The sequence below is a fragment of the Guyparkeria sp. genome (assembly GCF_041687595.1).
Lineage (GTDB): Bacteria > Pseudomonadota > Gammaproteobacteria > Halothiobacillales > Halothiobacillaceae > Guyparkeria.
Window position 1 is genome coordinate 1526 of sequence record NZ_JAWLBP010000045.1, and the last position, 14756, is coordinate 16281.

15 protein-coding genes are annotated in these 14756 nt (G+C 67.1%); 5 read left to right on the top strand and 10 right to left on the bottom strand.

What is annotated here, in order from left to right:
• Positions 1–84 precede the first annotated feature (84 nt).
• Genes ACESL5_RS07685 through thiS form a run of 3 tightly spaced genes read right to left on the bottom strand, consistent with a single transcriptional unit; the run spans position 85 to position 2486 of the window.
• Positions 85–585: a chorismate--pyruvate lyase family protein gene (locus tag ACESL5_RS07685; RefSeq protein WP_372592196.1), complete on the bottom strand. Its 501-nt coding sequence runs from the start codon at positions 583–585 to the stop codon at positions 85–87.
• The gene (ggt, locus tag ACESL5_RS07690; protein ID WP_372592197.1) at positions 582–2282 is read right to left on the bottom strand and encodes a gamma-glutamyltransferase; all 1701 of its coding nucleotides are present in this window, start codon (positions 2280–2282) and stop codon (positions 582–584) included. The genes ACESL5_RS07685 and ggt overlap by 4 nt, the downstream gene beginning before the upstream one ends.
• Before the next feature lie 3 nt (positions 2283–2285).
• A complete protein-coding gene (gene thiS / locus ACESL5_RS07695; RefSeq protein ID WP_372592210.1) occupies positions 2286–2486 on the bottom strand; it encodes a sulfur carrier protein ThiS in 201 nt (66 codons plus the stop codon).
• Between the two features lie 132 nt (positions 2487–2618).
• Here thiS and ACESL5_RS07700 point away from each other — a divergent pair, with 132 nt between their 5' ends.
• A complete protein-coding gene (locus ACESL5_RS07700; RefSeq protein WP_372592198.1) occupies positions 2619–3317 on the top strand; it encodes an HAD-IA family hydrolase in 699 nt (232 codons plus the stop codon).
• Positions 3318–3399: 82 nt separating this feature from the next.
• Here ACESL5_RS07700 and ACESL5_RS07705 read toward each other — a convergent pair whose 3' ends face one another.
• The 3 genes from ACESL5_RS07705 to ACESL5_RS07715 all read right to left on the bottom strand — a co-directional run bounded on the left by ACESL5_RS07705 (position 3400) and on the right by ACESL5_RS07715 (position 7269).
• Positions 3400–3681 carry an oxidative damage protection protein gene (locus tag ACESL5_RS07705; protein ID WP_372592199.1) on the bottom strand — a complete coding sequence of 94 codons (282 nt, stop codon included), beginning with the start codon at positions 3679–3681 and terminating at the stop codon, positions 3400–3402.
• Positions 3682–3758: 77 nt separating this feature from the next.
• Positions 3759–4835: an A/G-specific adenine glycosylase gene (gene mutY, locus ACESL5_RS07710; protein WP_372592200.1), complete on the bottom strand. Its 1077-nt coding sequence runs from the start codon at positions 4833–4835 to the stop codon at positions 3759–3761.
• A gap of 37 nt (positions 4836–4872) precedes the next feature.
• Entirely contained in the window at positions 4873–7269 is a 2397-nt protein-coding gene (locus tag ACESL5_RS07715) for an AsmA family protein (protein WP_372592201.1), read from the bottom strand.
• Between the two features lie 171 nt (positions 7270–7440).
• Between ACESL5_RS07715 and ACESL5_RS07720 the strand changes: the two genes are divergently transcribed.
• From ACESL5_RS07720 to ACESL5_RS07735, 4 genes are all read left to right on the top strand, one after another.
• A complete protein-coding gene (locus ACESL5_RS07720; RefSeq protein ID WP_372592202.1) occupies positions 7441–7668 on the top strand; it encodes a MoaD/ThiS family protein in 228 nt (75 codons plus the stop codon).
• A 2-nt stretch (positions 7669–7670) separates the two neighbouring features.
• Positions 7671–8006, top strand: coding sequence for a hypothetical protein (locus tag ACESL5_RS07725; protein WP_372592203.1), 336 nt, complete (start codon positions 7671–7673; stop codon positions 8004–8006).
• Positions 8007–8178: 172 nt separating this feature from the next.
• A complete protein-coding gene (locus tag ACESL5_RS07730; protein WP_372592204.1) occupies positions 8179–8481 on the top strand; it encodes an isoamylase early set domain-containing protein in 303 nt (100 codons plus the stop codon).
• A 370-nt stretch (positions 8482–8851) separates the two neighbouring features.
• Positions 8852–9856 (top strand): class 1 fructose-bisphosphatase, encoded by a 1005-nt coding sequence (locus tag ACESL5_RS07735; protein ID WP_372592205.1) that lies wholly within the window; start codon positions 8852–8854, stop codon positions 9854–9856.
• 186 nt (positions 9857–10042) lie between these two features.
• On the opposite strand, the gene pstB is transcribed toward ACESL5_RS07735, so the two are convergent.
• From pstB to ACESL5_RS07755, 4 genes are all read right to left on the bottom strand, one after another.
• Positions 10043–10858 carry a phosphate ABC transporter ATP-binding protein PstB gene (gene pstB / locus ACESL5_RS07740; protein ID WP_372592206.1) on the bottom strand — a complete coding sequence of 272 codons (816 nt, stop codon included), beginning with the start codon at positions 10856–10858 and terminating at the stop codon, positions 10043–10045.
• A 60-nt stretch (positions 10859–10918) separates the two neighbouring features.
• Positions 10919–12085: a phosphate ABC transporter permease PstA gene (gene pstA / locus ACESL5_RS07745; RefSeq protein ID WP_372592207.1), complete on the bottom strand. Its 1167-nt coding sequence runs from the start codon at positions 12083–12085 to the stop codon at positions 10919–10921.
• 25 nt (positions 12086–12110) lie between these two features.
• Positions 12111–13457: a phosphate ABC transporter permease subunit PstC gene (gene pstC, locus ACESL5_RS07750; RefSeq protein WP_372592208.1), complete on the bottom strand. Its 1347-nt coding sequence runs from the start codon at positions 13455–13457 to the stop codon at positions 12111–12113.
• A 159-nt stretch (positions 13458–13616) separates the two neighbouring features.
• Positions 13617–14633, bottom strand: coding sequence for a PstS family phosphate ABC transporter substrate-binding protein (locus ACESL5_RS07755; RefSeq protein ID WP_372592209.1), 1017 nt, complete (start codon positions 14631–14633; stop codon positions 13617–13619).
• Positions 14634–14756 lie beyond the last annotated feature (123 nt).

Genomic DNA, 14756 nt, shown 5'->3' on the forward strand with positions numbered 1-14756 from the left:
AAGCCGCGCCCGGAGCGAATCCCGGCGCGGCTTTTTCATGCCCAACGAGCCCTGCGGTGAGCGCGAGTCCCGGTTGGTTCGGAATCACCGCAGGTCGATATCGAACCACTCGGTGACGCGCACCCGGGCCAGGTGGATGCGGTAGACACTCACGCGGGTGATCCGGCGGCCCTGCTGGCTGACCTCGAACTGCTGCCGCCGGCAGAGAGGCTGGCGAGCCAGCACTTCCATCAACGGCGCGTCGGCCAGCCCGGTGATCGCCCGATGCAGCCGCGGGGTGAGCGGGCCGACCACCTCGGTCAGCGCCTCGACGCGGGCCTCGGCGCTCTGCAGGCGCACCCGCCGCTCCCAGACCCGCGTAACCCGCGGCACCGGCCAGCGATCGGCCCGATGATCGCGCCAGCCCTCGGCCAGCCGCCGCACCGCTACCGGCTGGCCGGTGTGGTGCTGCAGCGCCCGGGTGAACGAGCCGGTCGTGCCCGCCAGCCGCCGAATGCCGGCCGGCAGACCGAACAGGGCCTCGAGGCCATCCGGACCGGCCGTGCCGCGAAAGCAGCCCAGGGCGAAACGCCGGTCGTCGCTCACGGCACCTCCGGATCGAAGACCACGGCTTCGCCCTCGCCGCGGGGGTCGCTGGCCGCCTCGAGCCGGTCGCCGTCGCGCCACCAGGCGACCGCCTGCATGTTGCCGAAGCTGTCCTTCACCTCGATCTCGTGCCCCATGGCCTCGAGCTCGGCGCGCTGTTCATCACCGAGCAGGTCGGGCTCGACCTCGATCCGATCGGGCAGGTACTGGTGGTGGATGCGCGGCCCGCTCACCCACTCGGCCACCGGCTCGCCGCGGGTCGCCGCCAGCACGCCGCCAAGCACCATGGTGATGATGCGCGAACCACCGGGTGTGCCGAGCACGCCGACGAGATCGTCGTTGCGCACGAAGGTGGGCGACATCGAGGACAGCGGCCGCTTGCCCGGCGCGATGGCATTGGCCTCGGCGCCGACCAGCCCGTAGACGTTGGGCACGCCCGGCTTCTGCGAGAAGTCGTCCATCTCGTCGTTGAGCAGCACGCCGGTACCCGGCACGGTCACCCCGGCGCCGAACGGGTAGTTGATCGAGAGGGTCGCGGCGACGTAGTTGCCTTGCGAATCCATCACGGAGAAATGCGTGGTGTGCGGGCCTTCGGGCTCGGTGACCACCGGAGCGAGGCTCGCGGATGACGTGGCCCGACTCGGCGAGATGCCCACCGCCAGCCCGGCGGCGTAATCGGCGCCGATCAGTCGTTCGATCGGCATGTCGACGTGATCCGGGTCGCCGAGGTACTCGGCCCGGTCGCGGTAGGCGCGACGCATCGCCTCGACCCGGTAGTGCAGGCCCGGCACGGACAGGTCGTCCAGCTCGCCGGCGCGGCGTTCGAGCGCACGATAGGTATTGAGGATCTGCGCGATGGCCACGCCGCCCGAGGACGGCGGCGCGGCGGAAACCACCTCGAAGCCGCGGAAACGGCTGACCACCGGCTCGCGCTCGACCACGCGGTAGCCGGCGAGATCCGAGCGGCACCAGATGCCGCCGGCACGGCGCACGCCGTCGACCAGCCGACCGGCGAGCTCGCCCCGGTAGAAGCCGTCGCGCCCATCGAGGGCGATGCGCTCGAGCGTCTCGGCCAGTTCCGGCTGACGGATGATCGCGCCCTCATCGGGCAGCTCGCCGTCGGCGAGGAAGGTCTCGCGGCTGACCGGGTCGGCGGCGAGCACCTCTCGGCGGAACCCGGCCAGGCGACGGTACATCGGCGTGACCTCGAAGCCCTCGCGGGCGGCGACGATCGCCGGGCGCAGGGTCTCGTCCAGCCCCAGCCGACCGTACTGCCCGGCCAGATGGTCGAGCGCCGCGGGGATGCCGGGGATGCCGGCGGCGAGCGCGCCGTCGACGGACAGCTCGGGCTGCGGGTTGCCCTCGTCATCGAGGTACATGTCGCGGCTCGCCTCCCCCGGCGCACGCTCGCGGGCATCGAGCATCACGTCACGGCCGCTGGCCGCGTCATGCAGCAGGTAGAAGCCGCCCCCGCCAAGGCCGGAACTGTAGGGCTCGACCACGGCGAGGGTCGCGGTGATGGCCACCGCGGCGTCGAAGGCATTGCCACCGGCCTCGAGCACCTCGCGCGCCGCGGCGGTGGCGGCCGGGTGGGCTGTCGCGACGGCCGCCTGCCCCGCGGCGGCCGGCAGGCTGCCGGGGAGCCACAGGACGACGGCCAGAAAGGCGATCGGCCAGCCGGGCATCAGGGCGCGCATGGCTCAGCCCCCGCCGATGGCCTGGACCACCTCGACGTGGTCGCCCGCCTCGACAGCCGTCCCGGCATGCTCGGCCCGCGGGCGGATCTCGCCGTTGACCTCGACGGCATAGCGCCGGCCACGGATGCCGGCCAGCCCGACCAGTTCCTCGAGCGTGGTGCCCGGCGCCACCTCGCGGGCCTCGCCATTTAGCGTTATGCGGATCGTCTCTTCTGCCATCACCATCACCTCATGCCGGGCCATGGAACCGGCCCGAACGTCTGCATCCATCCTGCTAGAATCCGGCACCGGCTACCAGCCGGCCGAAACCACCCATGTCTTCACGAGTCGACACCCATGGCCGACGCACACGACCTGCCCTGGCAGGAGATCGATACCGTCCTGCTGGACATGGACGGCACCCTGCTGGACCTGCACTTCGACGCGCGCTTCTGGAAGGAGCACTTCCCGCGTCGCTACCGGGAGCTCAGCGGCCTGTCCGAGCACGAGGCCGGCGCCCGCCTGATGGCCCGTTTCGAGGGCCTGCGCGGGCAGCTGGCCTGGTACTGCCTCGACGACTGGCACCGCGCGCTGGCACCGGACTGCCGCAACGGGCTCGACCTGGTCGAACTCAAGCGCGAACTCGCCCATCACATCGGCTACCGCGAAGGCGTGCCGGAATTCCTCGATGCCCTCGCCGGGGCGGGCAAGCACCGCGTGCTGGTCACCAACGCCCACCCGGCCAGCGTGGACCTCAAGTTCGAGCACGTCGACCTGAAAGCCCGGCTCGACCGGATCTTCAATGCCCACCATATCGGCGCGGCCAAGGAGGCGGCCGTCTTCTGGGACCGGCTGGCCGAACGGCTCGCCTTCGACCCCGACCGCACGCTGCTGGTGGACGACAACCTGGTCGCCCTCGATGCCGCCCGCGACTTCGGCATCCGCCACCTGCGCGCGATCAGCCGCCCGGACAGCCGCGGAGAACCCATGGAGACCGCGCCCTTCGTGGCGCTGGACGATTTCCTCGCCGCCGTGCGGACGCTCACCGACGAGTGATCCGAACCGGCCTTGCGGCTGTCGGCTTCGCCGCAACGATTGCCTGCGGGGGCCTGCCTCGCAAGGGGTGTCGCTCGCCGTCCTACTCGCTTTCGCTCGGCGGGACGTAGCCCTCCGGCTTCTCCGTTTCACCCTCGAACAGGAACTTCTCCATCTCGCGCACGAGGAACTCGCGCGCCTTGGGATCAATGGGCGTGAGGCGGTACTCGTTGATCAGCATGGTCTGGTGCGCCAGCCACTGCTGCCAGGCCGCCTTGGAAATGTTGTTGTAGATGCGCTCGCCCAGCTCGCCCGGATACGGCGGCTTGGGCAGGGCCTCGGCCTCGCACTGCAGGCGCTGGCAGAAGACGGTGCGTTCGCTCATGAAGACCTCGTTCGCGGTTCGCTTCGGAATGTGGCGGTGATGATAACAGCGCCCCGGCGGTCGGGCCCCGGAACGCTTCAGGGACGATCGAGACGAGCTCGGTGCTGTTCGCGGATCACTCGCTGGATGGGGGCAGGCAGGCCCACCGGCGGGTCGCTCACCAGCTGATCAACGACGAGCCATTCCCCGGGTCGGTCGGCCACCGAAACGGGCGCGACCGACGTGGCCAGCACCTCGGCGGACAGCTCGAAGTGGCTGAAGACGTGGCGCAAGCGGCCCAGTGCTTGCCAAGCCCCATCACGCTGCAGGCCGAGCTCGGCGAGACGGTCGTCGACCGACCCGGCATCGTCGTTGACGGGCAGGCAGGCCAACCCGCCCCAGATCCCGCTTGGCGGACGCTTCTCCAGAAACAGCCGCCCGTCGCTGTCCTCCAGCCACAGCAGCACCCGCTCGCGCACCGGCCGTTGCTTGCGCCGCTGGCGCACGGGCAATTCCGCGGCACGCCCCTCGATCCTCGCCCGGCAGTCCTCCCTCACCGGGCAGATGTCGCAGCGGGGAGTGCCGCGGCGGCAGACGGTCGCGCCGAGATCCATGATCGCCTGGGTGTAGTCCGCGGCCCGCCCCCGCGGGGTGCGTTGGTCGGCCAGGGCCCAGAGCCGATGCGCGGTGGCTGCCGACTCTTGCGGCGTATCCACGGCGGCGTGACGGGCAAGCACGCGCTTGACGTTGCCATCGAGGATCACGGCGCGTCGGTCGAAGGCCTGGGCGACGATCGCCGCGGCCGTGGACGGGCCCACGCCGGGCAGCGCGTTCCAGCCCTCGACGGTCTCCGGCACGCCCTCTTCGGCCATGGCCATGGCCGCGCGGTGCAGGTTGCGCGCCCGGGCGTAGTAGCCCAGCCCGGTCCACAACGAGAGCACCTCGTCCACGTCGGCGGCGGCGAGATCCTCGAGCGAGGGGAAGCGCGCCAGGAAGCGCTCGAAATAGGGAATAACGGTCGCCACCTGGGTCTGCTGGAGCATGATCTCCGACACCCAAACCCGGTACGGCGTACGCGGGTGCTGCCAGGGCAGGTCGTGCCGGCCGTGCCGGTCGAACCACCCCAGCAGGCGCGTGGCGAAATCCGCCGTCACCGCCTCGGCTACGCCCGGCAAGGGCCGCCTTTTCCCATCGCCCCGGCGCCCGGCTCCATTACAGCCCGAAACCCTTGAGGAGTTCCTTGATCGGCTCGCCCTTATCCTCGAGCCGCTTGTCGATTTCCTCCTCGACCCGGCGCTTGACCTCGCCCTCGGCCGCACCGCGGATCAGCGCCTCGGTATCCAGGGAGACCTTCGGGTCGTCGAACGTCCCGCCGATGCGGATGGGCACGGGGACGCTCTTGAGCTTCTCGAGCGCCTTGCCGTCCTGCCCCGTGGCGGTGTTCACCACGGTGGCGGTGGCACGGTAGTCGATGGTCTCACGCGGCAGGTCCACCTCGCCCTTGCCGGATACGCGCAGCAGCGGGGAGGCACCGGCCAGGTCGTCGTTGCGCACCACGCCGTTGCGGATGGTGGCCGTGCCGGTTATGGCGGTGAAGTCCGTCTCGAGCTCCGCCGGTTCGGGTTCGGTCTTGCCGTCGATACGGGCCTGGGCACGGCGCATCATGTAGCCGATGTCGAAGCCCTTGACCTTGCCGTCGCGCAGCGCGAACTCGGCGTTTCCGTCCAGCGCGGACTTGAGCTGATCGACCCGCTTGCCCTGGGTGGACAGGTTGGCGGAGACGTTGCCCTTGCCGATCAGCCGATCCTCGTCCATCACCGCCATGAGCAGCGGCTGCAGGGAGACCCCGGCGATGTCGACGTTGCCGCTGTAGCTCGGCACGTCGCCGCGGACATCCAGGCCGCCCGTGCCGGCGATGCGCCCCTCGAAGGCCTGCGCGGTCAGCTCGCTCAGGCGCAGCTGGCCACCGGCGGCCGTCAGGTGCACCACGGGATTGCCGATGCGGTACTCCTCGTAGATCAGGCGTGCCAGTTGCAGGCGGGCGTCGAGGTTCAGCCCGCGCAGTGTCTCCGTCGGCAGCTCGATCTCGGCGTTCTCGGCCGCCGTGGATGCCTGCCCGGAGCCCCCGCCATTGCCACCGGACGACGGCGATTCCTCGCCGGCCACTTTCGGGGCCAGGTACGGGTTGAGGTCGAATTCTCCGCCCTCGAGGCGGGCGAACAGCCGCCCGGAATCGAGGTTGTCGATGCCGGCCCGACCGCCGATCTCCCGGCCGTCCAGCTTGAGCGACAGGCCTTCGATCATCGCCCGGGTGGGCGTGACGTCCAGCTCGCCGTTCACGGCAAGGCGGGTCAGCGCCTCCTTGCCGCGCATCTCGGGCAGGGTGATGCCCAGTTTCCCGGCAAGATCGCGCGGGTTGAACGAGTCGACCGTCACCGGGCCGGAGGCCGTCAGCTCTCCGGTATCGAGACCCGCCAGCGACAGGTTGCTGCGCAGGTTGACCGGGTCGGAGGTCAGGACCAGGTCGCCGATGGTGGCGGTGCCCGCTTCCATGTCGGCGGAGACGACGGCGCTGCCGGCCACGGAGAGCGTCTCCCGGACCTCCGGCAACCCCTTCATGTCGGCCTCGAACGAGAGGCTCGGCATCTCGTAGCGCCCGCGGGACCAGTCGGCCTCGAGCACTGCCTCGATCCGGCTTTCCAGGTAGGTCATCGGGCCGGCCTCGTTGGCCTCGAGATCCAGCACCACACCCTCGAGGCGCGCCTGGGAATCGCCACCACGCACGTCGGCCTTCGCCACGCGCAATGCCGCGTCGAGCTGCCTGGGCAGCGAGCCGGCATCACCCGGGTCACCCTCGGTGTTTGCGGACAGGTTGAGCTCGAGATCGCTGATCTCGGCATCCTGGCGGTCCAGCCAGGCCTGCACGTCGGCGGCCAGGTCGACGCGACCTTCCATCGCCGGCATGTCGGGCAGGTCGAGGCGGAAGCCGGAGGCCATCTCGACACGCGTGGGCTCGCCGTCGGCAAGCGTCCCGGTCCGCAGGCTCAACCCCTCGATGGTCACGTCCTGTCCAGCCTGCTCGTCGCGCCAGTGGAGGGTGGCCTCGCGAATGTCGATCCCACCGATGGTCAGTGGCCGGGCCTCGCCCGCCGGCTCGCCGTCAGCCACCGGGGCGGAGTCGGCCGGCTTGCCCGACGCCTCGGCCCGGTGCTCGAGCAGGTCGTCCCAGTTGCTGCGCCCCTCGGCATCGCGTGCCAGGTAGATCTCCGCGCCCTCCAGCAGAAGGGTGCCGATCTCGAACTCCCCGCGAAGCAGGGGCAACAGGGCCGCCTGCGCTTCCAGGCGTTGAACCCGGACCATGGATTCGGGGTCGAAGCCCTCGGCGTTGGCCAGTTCCACGTCCTCGGTGGCTGCACCGAGCCAGGGGAACAGGGTCACCGAAAGATCACCGTTGAACTGGATGCTGCGACCGGTCTGTTTCTCGACCTGTGAGGCAATCTGGCCCTTGTAGTCGTTGGGATCGAAGGTCAGCGCGAAGGCGATGGCGGCCAGGATCGCTACCAGAATGATGGCGACCAGAAGCAGGCCCAGACGCTTGATCCATTTCATGCGGACATCCTCGAAAAACGTTGTCGCCCCGATGCGACGGGGAGTGGCAAGGCGGCTCGGTCGGTGACCGGAACCCGGCCGATTGGATTGAAGCAGACTTTAGCAGACAATAGACCCATTCCATGGCCCGCCCGCGGGTCGCAGATATCGAAAGAGAAACCCGAACCGATCATGAGCATCACCGTAAGAATGTTCGCCGGCCTGCGCGAGCGGGTGGGCATCGACGAAACCCGTCTGGCCGAGACGCCGGCCACGGTAGCCGAGGCCTGGAAGGCGGTCACGGACATCGAGCGCCCCGGCAACACGCTGGCGGCCGTCAATCACGAATACGTCGATCTCGATCATGCCCTCTCCGAGGGAGACGAGGTCGCCTTCTTCCCGCCGGTTACCGGAGGCTGACCATGAGCACGGCAAACGAGATGCGCCAGATCATTTCCCGTCGACGTCGGCTGATCCGCATCTGGCCGGCCATCGCCTTGGCCCTGGCTGTGATCACGGTCGGCTTCTACGTCTGGGCCTTCTTCCAGCGCCCCATTCTGGTCAACCCGCTGCACGTGCTCGAGCTGATGCAGAGCGGCAACCTCGACTCGGCGACCCAGGCCCTGCTGGCCGTCACCGCACCGATGCTCTTCCTGGTCATCGGGCTTCTGATCCTGCTCCTGCTGGCGTTCGTGACCGCCGGCCTGGTCAGCGAGGGTCGGCTGATGCGGATCCTGGAGAAGAACCTGCACCGCTGAGCCCCGCGCCGCAGCGATTTTCCTTGACGTGGCTGTCACACGGTCGTCAAATCGACCCGGTAAACCTCGGATCTGAATGATGTTTCCCGGCCATGCCGGTCGGGAAACACGTATCGGGCGGCCAGCTCCGTCGCTGACGTCGCCCCCGGGCTCACCCAGGAGGTACCACGCCATGTCGATCACGAAGAAACCGCTCAAAGTCCGCCCCGAGTGCAAGGTGACCTTTTCCTACACGCCGCCGGACGGCACCGCACAACGCGTCGAGCTGCGCGGCGACTTCAACGACTGGCGCGACGACCTGCCACTCAAGCGCCAGCGTGACGGCAGCTACCGGGTGACCCTCAGCCTGCCCCGCGACGGCGAATACGCCTTCCGCTACCTCGTGGACGGGGAGCGGTGGGACAACGACGAGGCCGCGGACCGGTACGTGCCCAACCCCTTCGGCACCGGCGACAATGGTATGCTGCGCACCTGAGCCCCGCCACCCCGACGATCCTTCGCCCCGGCGCCGAGAGGACTCCCCCACTCCTCATGCCGGCGTGCCCTCGCGACGCTCCTGACCACCGTCGTCTCCCCCTCCGACCGACGGCGGCATTCGACTGGTGACGGGTATCGGTTACCATAGGTGCGATTTTGGGCGCCGGGAGCCCCCGGCGCCGGGGACATTCGCGAGCCTCTGAACGAATCCGAATCCCGCCCGGGCGCGCATCGCGCCGCCCGCGTCCGCCAAGGCGAGCCGATGACGAATGGCTCACCAGAGCGCCCGTGACGTTCGGATTCGTGCAGAGATTCCTCAGGACTTCCTGATTCCCTTTCCCATTCGACTGACATAGAGGACCTTTCAAATGTCTGAACCCAAACGACTGTCACAGTACCTGGCCGAGCATCAGCGCCAGGGACGCGTCGACGCCGACTTCGTCGGACTGATCAGCGACGTGGCCGCCGGCTGCAAGCTGATCGCCGACCAGGTCGGCCGCGGCAACCTGATCGGGCTGCTGGGCTCCGCCGAGACCGAGAACGTCCAGGGCGAGACGCAGAAGAAGCTCGACATCATCTCCAATGACGAGTTCACCGACATCCTGACCGAGGGCGGCCACGTTGCCGGCCTGGCTTCCGAGGAGATGGACGAGGTCTACGACCTGCCGGCCGGCAAGCACCGCGGCCCGTACCTGTGCACCTACGATCCGCTGGACGGCTCGTCGAACATCGACGTCAACGTCACCGTCGGCACCATCTTCTCCGTGCTCAAGGCCCCGACCGCCAAGGAGAACCCGACCGAGGAAGACTTCATGCAGCCGGGCACCGAGCAGGTCGCCGCCGGTTACGTGACCTACGGTCCGTCCACCATCCTGGTCCTGACCATCGGTGACGGCGTCGACGGCTTCACGCTCGACCGCTCGGTCGGCGAGTTCAAGCTGACCCATCCGAACATGACCATCCCGGAAGACACCGCCGAGTTCGCCATCAACATGTCGAACATGCGTTTCTGGGATGCGCCGGTCAAGCGCTACGTCGACGAGTGCCTCGCCGGCAAGGAAGGCGAGCGCGACAAGGACTTCAATATGCGCTGGGTCGCCTCGATGGTCGCCGAAGTGCACCGCATCCTGGTACGCGGCGGCGTGTTCATGTACCCGATCGACAGCAAGCACCGCGAGCGCGGCGGCAAGCTGCGCCTGATGTACGAGGCCAACCCGATGTCCATGATCGTCGAGCAGGCCGGCGGCCTGTCGATCACCGGCCCGGACCGGATCATGACCATCGAGCCGGAAAAGCTGCACCAGCGCGTGCCGGTCATCCTGGGCTCGAAGAACGAAGTCCAGCGCATCTGGGACTACCACAAGGAAGGCTAAGGCCTTCCGGACAGTCCGGACACGAGAAAGCCCCGCGGCAGCGATGCCGCGGGGCTTTTCTTTTTCGGCTCAGAGCCAGAAGCTGAAAGCTCAAAGCTTGAAGATATGGGCGGCCGCTACGCGGGTTGCACCAAGGGGCCTAACACCACCTGATCCGCTTCCAGCTTCCGGGTCTCCGCTTCAAGCTTAACCATATCGTCCGGTGATGTAGTCCTCGGTCCTCTGATTGTCGGGGGTGGAGAACATGGTCGCGGTGTCGTTGTACTCGATCACCTCGCCGAGGTGGAAGAAGGCGGTGTAATCGGCGATCCGCGCGGCCTGCTGCATGTTGTGGGTGACCACGACGATGGTGTAATCGTTCTTGAGCTCGTACATCAGCTCCTCGACCGTGGCCGTGGAGATCGGGTCGAGCGCGGACGTGGGCTCGTCCATCAGGATCACGCTCGGCTGCACCGCGATCGCGCGGGCGATGCACAGCCGTTGCTGCTGACCGCCGGAAAGGGACGTGCCCGGCTTGTCGAGCTGGTCCTTGACCTCGTCCCACAGGCCGGCGGAGCGCAGCGATCGCTCGACCAGTTCGTCCTGCTCCCTGCCCTTGGAGACGATGTCGTGCATGCGAGGGGCGTAGGCGACGTTCTCGTAGATGCTCTTGGGGAACGGGTTGGGCTTCTGGAAGACCATGCCCACCTTCTTGCGCAGGGCGACCTCGTCGACCTGCTTGGAGAGCACGTTCTTGCCTTCCATCATCACCTCGCCCTCGGTGCGCACCGACGGGATCAGATCGTTCATGCGGTTGAGGCAGCGCAGGAAGGTCGACTTGCCGCAGCCGGAAGGGCCGATCAGCGCGGTGATGTTGTTCTGGTAGATGTCCAGGTCGATGCCTTTCAGCGCCTGCTTGTCCCCGTACCAGAGCTTGAGATCGCGCACGGTCAGCTCGAGATCGTGGGTGGTCTCCTGGTTGAAGGTGACCGGGGCGCCGGGGGATGCGAGTTTGGTTGTCATGCTCGCCGTACCTGTCGTTGATGGGCGTTCATTGGATGGCTTCGATTGGCTCCGCCAGCATTACCAGCGGTGCTCGAACTTCTTGCGCAGATAGACGGCGGTCGCGTTCAGCGAGATCAACACCGTCAGCAACACCAGGATGCCGGCAGCCGTGCGCTCGATGTACGCCGATTCCGGCATCCCCGCCCAGGTGAAGACCTGTGCCGGCAGCACGGTGGCCGCATCGGTGAAACTGGTGGGGGCGTCCGGGATGTACGCGATCATGCCGATGATGATCAGCGGCGCGGTCTCTCCCAGTGCCTGCGCCAGACCGATGATCGAGCCGGTGAAGATGCCAGGCATCGACAGCGGCAGGACGTGGTCACGCACGGTCTGCCAGCGGGTCGCGCCCACGCCGAAGGCCGCCTGGCGGATCGAGTCCGGCACCGCACGCAGCGCGGCGCGCGAGGTGATGATGATGATCGGCAGGGTCATCAGGCCCAGCGTCAGGCCACCGGCCAGCGCCGAGGATCGCGGCGCGCCGAAGAAGTTGATGAAGATCGCCAGACCCAGCAGACCGAACAGGATCGAGGGGATGGCCGCGAGGTTGTTGATGTTGGTCTCGATCATCCGCGTCAGACGATTGTCCGGGGCGAATTCCTCCAGATAGATCGCCGTCATCACGCCCACCGGGAAGGCGAATGCCAGGGTCACGATCAGCACCAGCACCGACCCGACCGCCGCCGAGGCCAGACCCGCCAGCTCCGGCAGCTTGGAATCCCCGTTGGTGAAGAAGCCCGTGTTGAACTTCAGCTCGGCCCGACCTTCTTCGACCAGTCGCTCGATCACCTCGATCTGCTTGTCCTTCAGGCGGGTGTCACGACCTTTCAAGTGCTGGTCGACCGCGTCGTCGGCGAGCACCCACTCCTTGCGTTTGGTTCCCAGCAGCGACGCATCCTCGGCCATGCGCCCCGGAATCAGGCGCAGGTAACCACGACTGACCAGGTCACGCACGTCGGCCTGCACGGCAGCCAATGGCAGCTCGGATGCCCGCTCGCTGTAATCGACCTCGACCTCGAGGTACGCCTGCTGGAAGGCCGGCAGTCCCTTGACCACCATGTCGGCGAGAAACAGGAACAGGAAGGCAGCGGCGGCGATCAGCGCCGACATCGACAGCCACTTCATCTGAGCGGACCGGCGATGGCGCTTTTTCAGTTGACGCGAGATGTCGTCCAGGGACTGGGACATGGCGGAACCTTTCCGATTGATCGAGTTACAGGTTGCTGACCGCGTACTTCCGGCGGAAGCGACGGATCATCACGACCGACACGAAGTTCAGTGCCAGCGTGACCACGAACAGCACCAGGCCGAGCGCGAAGGCGGACAGGGTCGCGGCCGAATCGAACTCGTTGTCGCCGGTGAGCGCCGAGACGATGCTGACGGTCACCGTGGTCATGTCCTCGAGCGGGTTGGCGGTGAGGTTGGGGCGCATGCCCGCCGCCATCACCACGATCATGGTCTCGCCCAGCGCGCGCGAGACCCCCAGCAGAGTCGCCGAGATGATGCCCGGCAGCGCGGCGGGCAGCACCACGTGACGGATGGTCTCGTTGCGGGTGGTGCCCAGCGCCAGCGACCCCTCCCGCATGGACGTGGGCACGGAACTGATCACGTCGTCGGAAAGCGAGGAGATGAACGGGATGATCATGATCCCCATGACGATCCCTGGAGCCAGCGCGTTGTTGAACGAGGCATCCAGGCCGACCGAACCGGCAACCGAGACCACCAGCGGCGCGACCGTGATCGCGGCGAAGAAGCCGTACACGACCGTGGGGATACCGGCGAGCACCTCGAGCACCGGCTTGGCCACGTCGCGCACCTTGGCCGGCGCGTACTCGGCCATGTAGATCGCCGCCGAGACACCGATGGGCACCGCCACCAGCATCGCGATGGCGGTGATCATGAACGTGCCGGCAAACAGCGGCACCGCGCCGAAGTTGTTGTCGCCGTCTGCCTCGACGTCGCCCCCGTCCAACTCGCCACCGAGGCGACCGGCACCCTGGAGGAAGGCATCACCCGGTGCCCAGGTCGTGCCGGTGATGAAGTACCAGAAGCTCTCCATCTGGAAGAAGCGGATCGCCTCGAAGACGATGGAGAACAGGATGCCGAAGGTCGCCAGGATCGAGATCGACGCGGCGCTGAACAATACCCACTTGACTGCCGTCTCGAGCGAGTCGCGGGCGCGCAACTCCGGGCGGACCCGGTTGAGACCGATGAACAGGCCGAAGGCCCCCAGTCCCAGCGCGCCGACCACGGCGAGCCAACCGGGGAAGGCATTCTCGAACACGCCCAGGACGATCGCCGCGACCATGGCGACGACAACGGCCGGCCCGGCCGCACTGAGCACCGTGAACCACGCGTACTGGCCCGGCTGCGAGTGCATGTGCGTACCGCCGGCGCGGACCCGGCTGGCCTTGGAGCGGCCGAGGTAGAACCCCAGCACCCCGAGGAGCAGCACCCCGGCGAAGAACGTCATCAGTATCTGGTCGGTCTGCATGTTCAGCGCGTTCCGTCTCGTTTCCTGCTCCGCGGCGGCGAGGCCGAGCGTGTTCGGGTTGGACAATTCAAAGCGGCCATTATTGAGAACTTGGCTCCTGTTGCAAGCATTCGCTCATCGAAATACCGAATGCTTGCGACAAGAGAAAGCCGGCAGACCTTCCTGCCGGCTTTCCCCATCCCTGGGAGGGAATCCGTTCCCCCGTCCCTGGGGCGATTCCTTCGCTTACTTCAGATCGGAGATCTCGAGCTTGGCGCGATTCGCGACGCGCTCCTGCCACTCTTCGAGTTCAGCCTGCGGCAGCGTGATCAGGCCGATGCCCTTGAGGTAGCCGAGGTCGCTGATCATCTTGTCGCTCATGAACAGCTCGACATAGTCGGCCATGGCCGGGACTTCGTCGGCGTGGCTGTTCTTGATGTAGAACCACAGCGAACGGGCGATCGGGTACTCACCCGAGCTGATCGCTTCCGGCTCCGGCTCGACGCCGTCGATGCTCGCACCGTTCAGCTTGTCGCTGTTCTCCTCGAGGAAGGAGTAGCCGAAGTAACCGAATGCCTCGGTGTCCTTGGTCAGCTTCTGCACGATCAGGTTGTCGTTCTCGCCCGAATCGATGTAGACGCCATCCTTGCGGATGTTGGAGTAGGCCTCGTTGCCGTACTCTTCCATTTCCTCGGTGACGGCCTCGAGGACCATCTCATCGAAGGCGTCACGCGTGCCGGAAGTGGTCGGCGCACCGTAGAGGCGGATTTCACGGTCCGGCAGCGAGGAGTCGATGTCGCTCCACTTCTTGTAGGGGTTGTCGACCAGCTTGCCGTCGACCGGCACCTTGTCCAGCAGCGCCATGGCGATCTGCTCGCGGGTCAGGTTGATCGGGTCGTTCTCGTTGCTCTGGGCGAAGGCGATGCCGTCGGAGCCGATCTTGGCCTCGGTGATGTCGGTGACACCGTTTTCCTGGCAGCGCTCGAACTCGGACGGCTTCATGCGACGCGAGGCGTTGGTGATGTCCGGCGAATCCATGTCATTGCTGTCACAGAACAGCTTCGCACCACCACCGGAACCGGTGGACTCGATGACCGGGGTCGGCCACTTGGTGGTCGCACCCAGTTCCTCGGCCACGTAGCTGGAGAACGGGAAGACGGTGGAGGACCCGACGATGCGGATCTGGTCACGCGCGTGGGCGGTGCCGATGGAAGCGGCCATTACGGCGGCCAGGCCGATACCGGTTACAACAGACGGTTTCATAACGGTGATACCTCAGGTGAAATGCAACACAACGTAAGTGCGGGATGCATCCTGATGCCGGTTGATGACAGGAATATGACTGTGTGACAACGGTTCGGTGACAGCCAAGCTGGAAGCTGGAAG

Excerpts from the sequence above, each read along its gene's own strand:
- ggt (WP_372592197.1), bottom strand. The coding sequence starts at position 2,282 with ATGCGCGCCCTGATGCCCGGCTGGCCGATCGCCTTTCTGGCCGTCGTC.
- ACESL5_RS07700 (WP_372592198.1), top strand. The coding sequence starts at position 2,619 with ATGGCCGACGCACACGACCTGCCCTGGCAGGAGATCGATACCGTCCTG.
- ACESL5_RS07705 (WP_372592199.1), bottom strand. The coding sequence starts at position 3,681 with ATGAGCGAACGCACCGTCTTCTGCCAGCGCCTGCAGTGCGAGGCCGAG.
- ACESL5_RS07715 (WP_372592201.1), bottom strand. The coding sequence starts at position 7,269 with ATGAAATGGATCAAGCGTCTGGGCCTGCTTCTGGTCGCCATCATTCTG.
- ACESL5_RS07720 (WP_372592202.1), top strand. The coding sequence starts at position 7,441 with ATGAGCATCACCGTAAGAATGTTCGCCGGCCTGCGCGAGCGGGTGGGC.
- ACESL5_RS07725 (WP_372592203.1), top strand. The coding sequence starts at position 7,671 with ATGAGCACGGCAAACGAGATGCGCCAGATCATTTCCCGTCGACGTCGG.
- ACESL5_RS07730 (WP_372592204.1), top strand. The coding sequence starts at position 8,179 with ATGTCGATCACGAAGAAACCGCTCAAAGTCCGCCCCGAGTGCAAGGTG.
- ACESL5_RS07735 (WP_372592205.1), top strand. The coding sequence starts at position 8,852 with ATGTCTGAACCCAAACGACTGTCACAGTACCTGGCCGAGCATCAGCGC.
- pstB (WP_372592206.1), bottom strand. The coding sequence starts at position 10,858 with ATGACAACCAAACTCGCATCCCCCGGCGCCCCGGTCACCTTCAACCAG.
- pstA (WP_372592207.1), bottom strand. The coding sequence starts at position 12,085 with ATGTCCCAGTCCCTGGACGACATCTCGCGTCAACTGAAAAAGCGCCAT.
- ACESL5_RS07755 (WP_372592209.1), bottom strand. The coding sequence starts at position 14,633 with ATGAAACCGTCTGTTGTAACCGGTATCGGCCTGGCCGCCGTAATGGCC.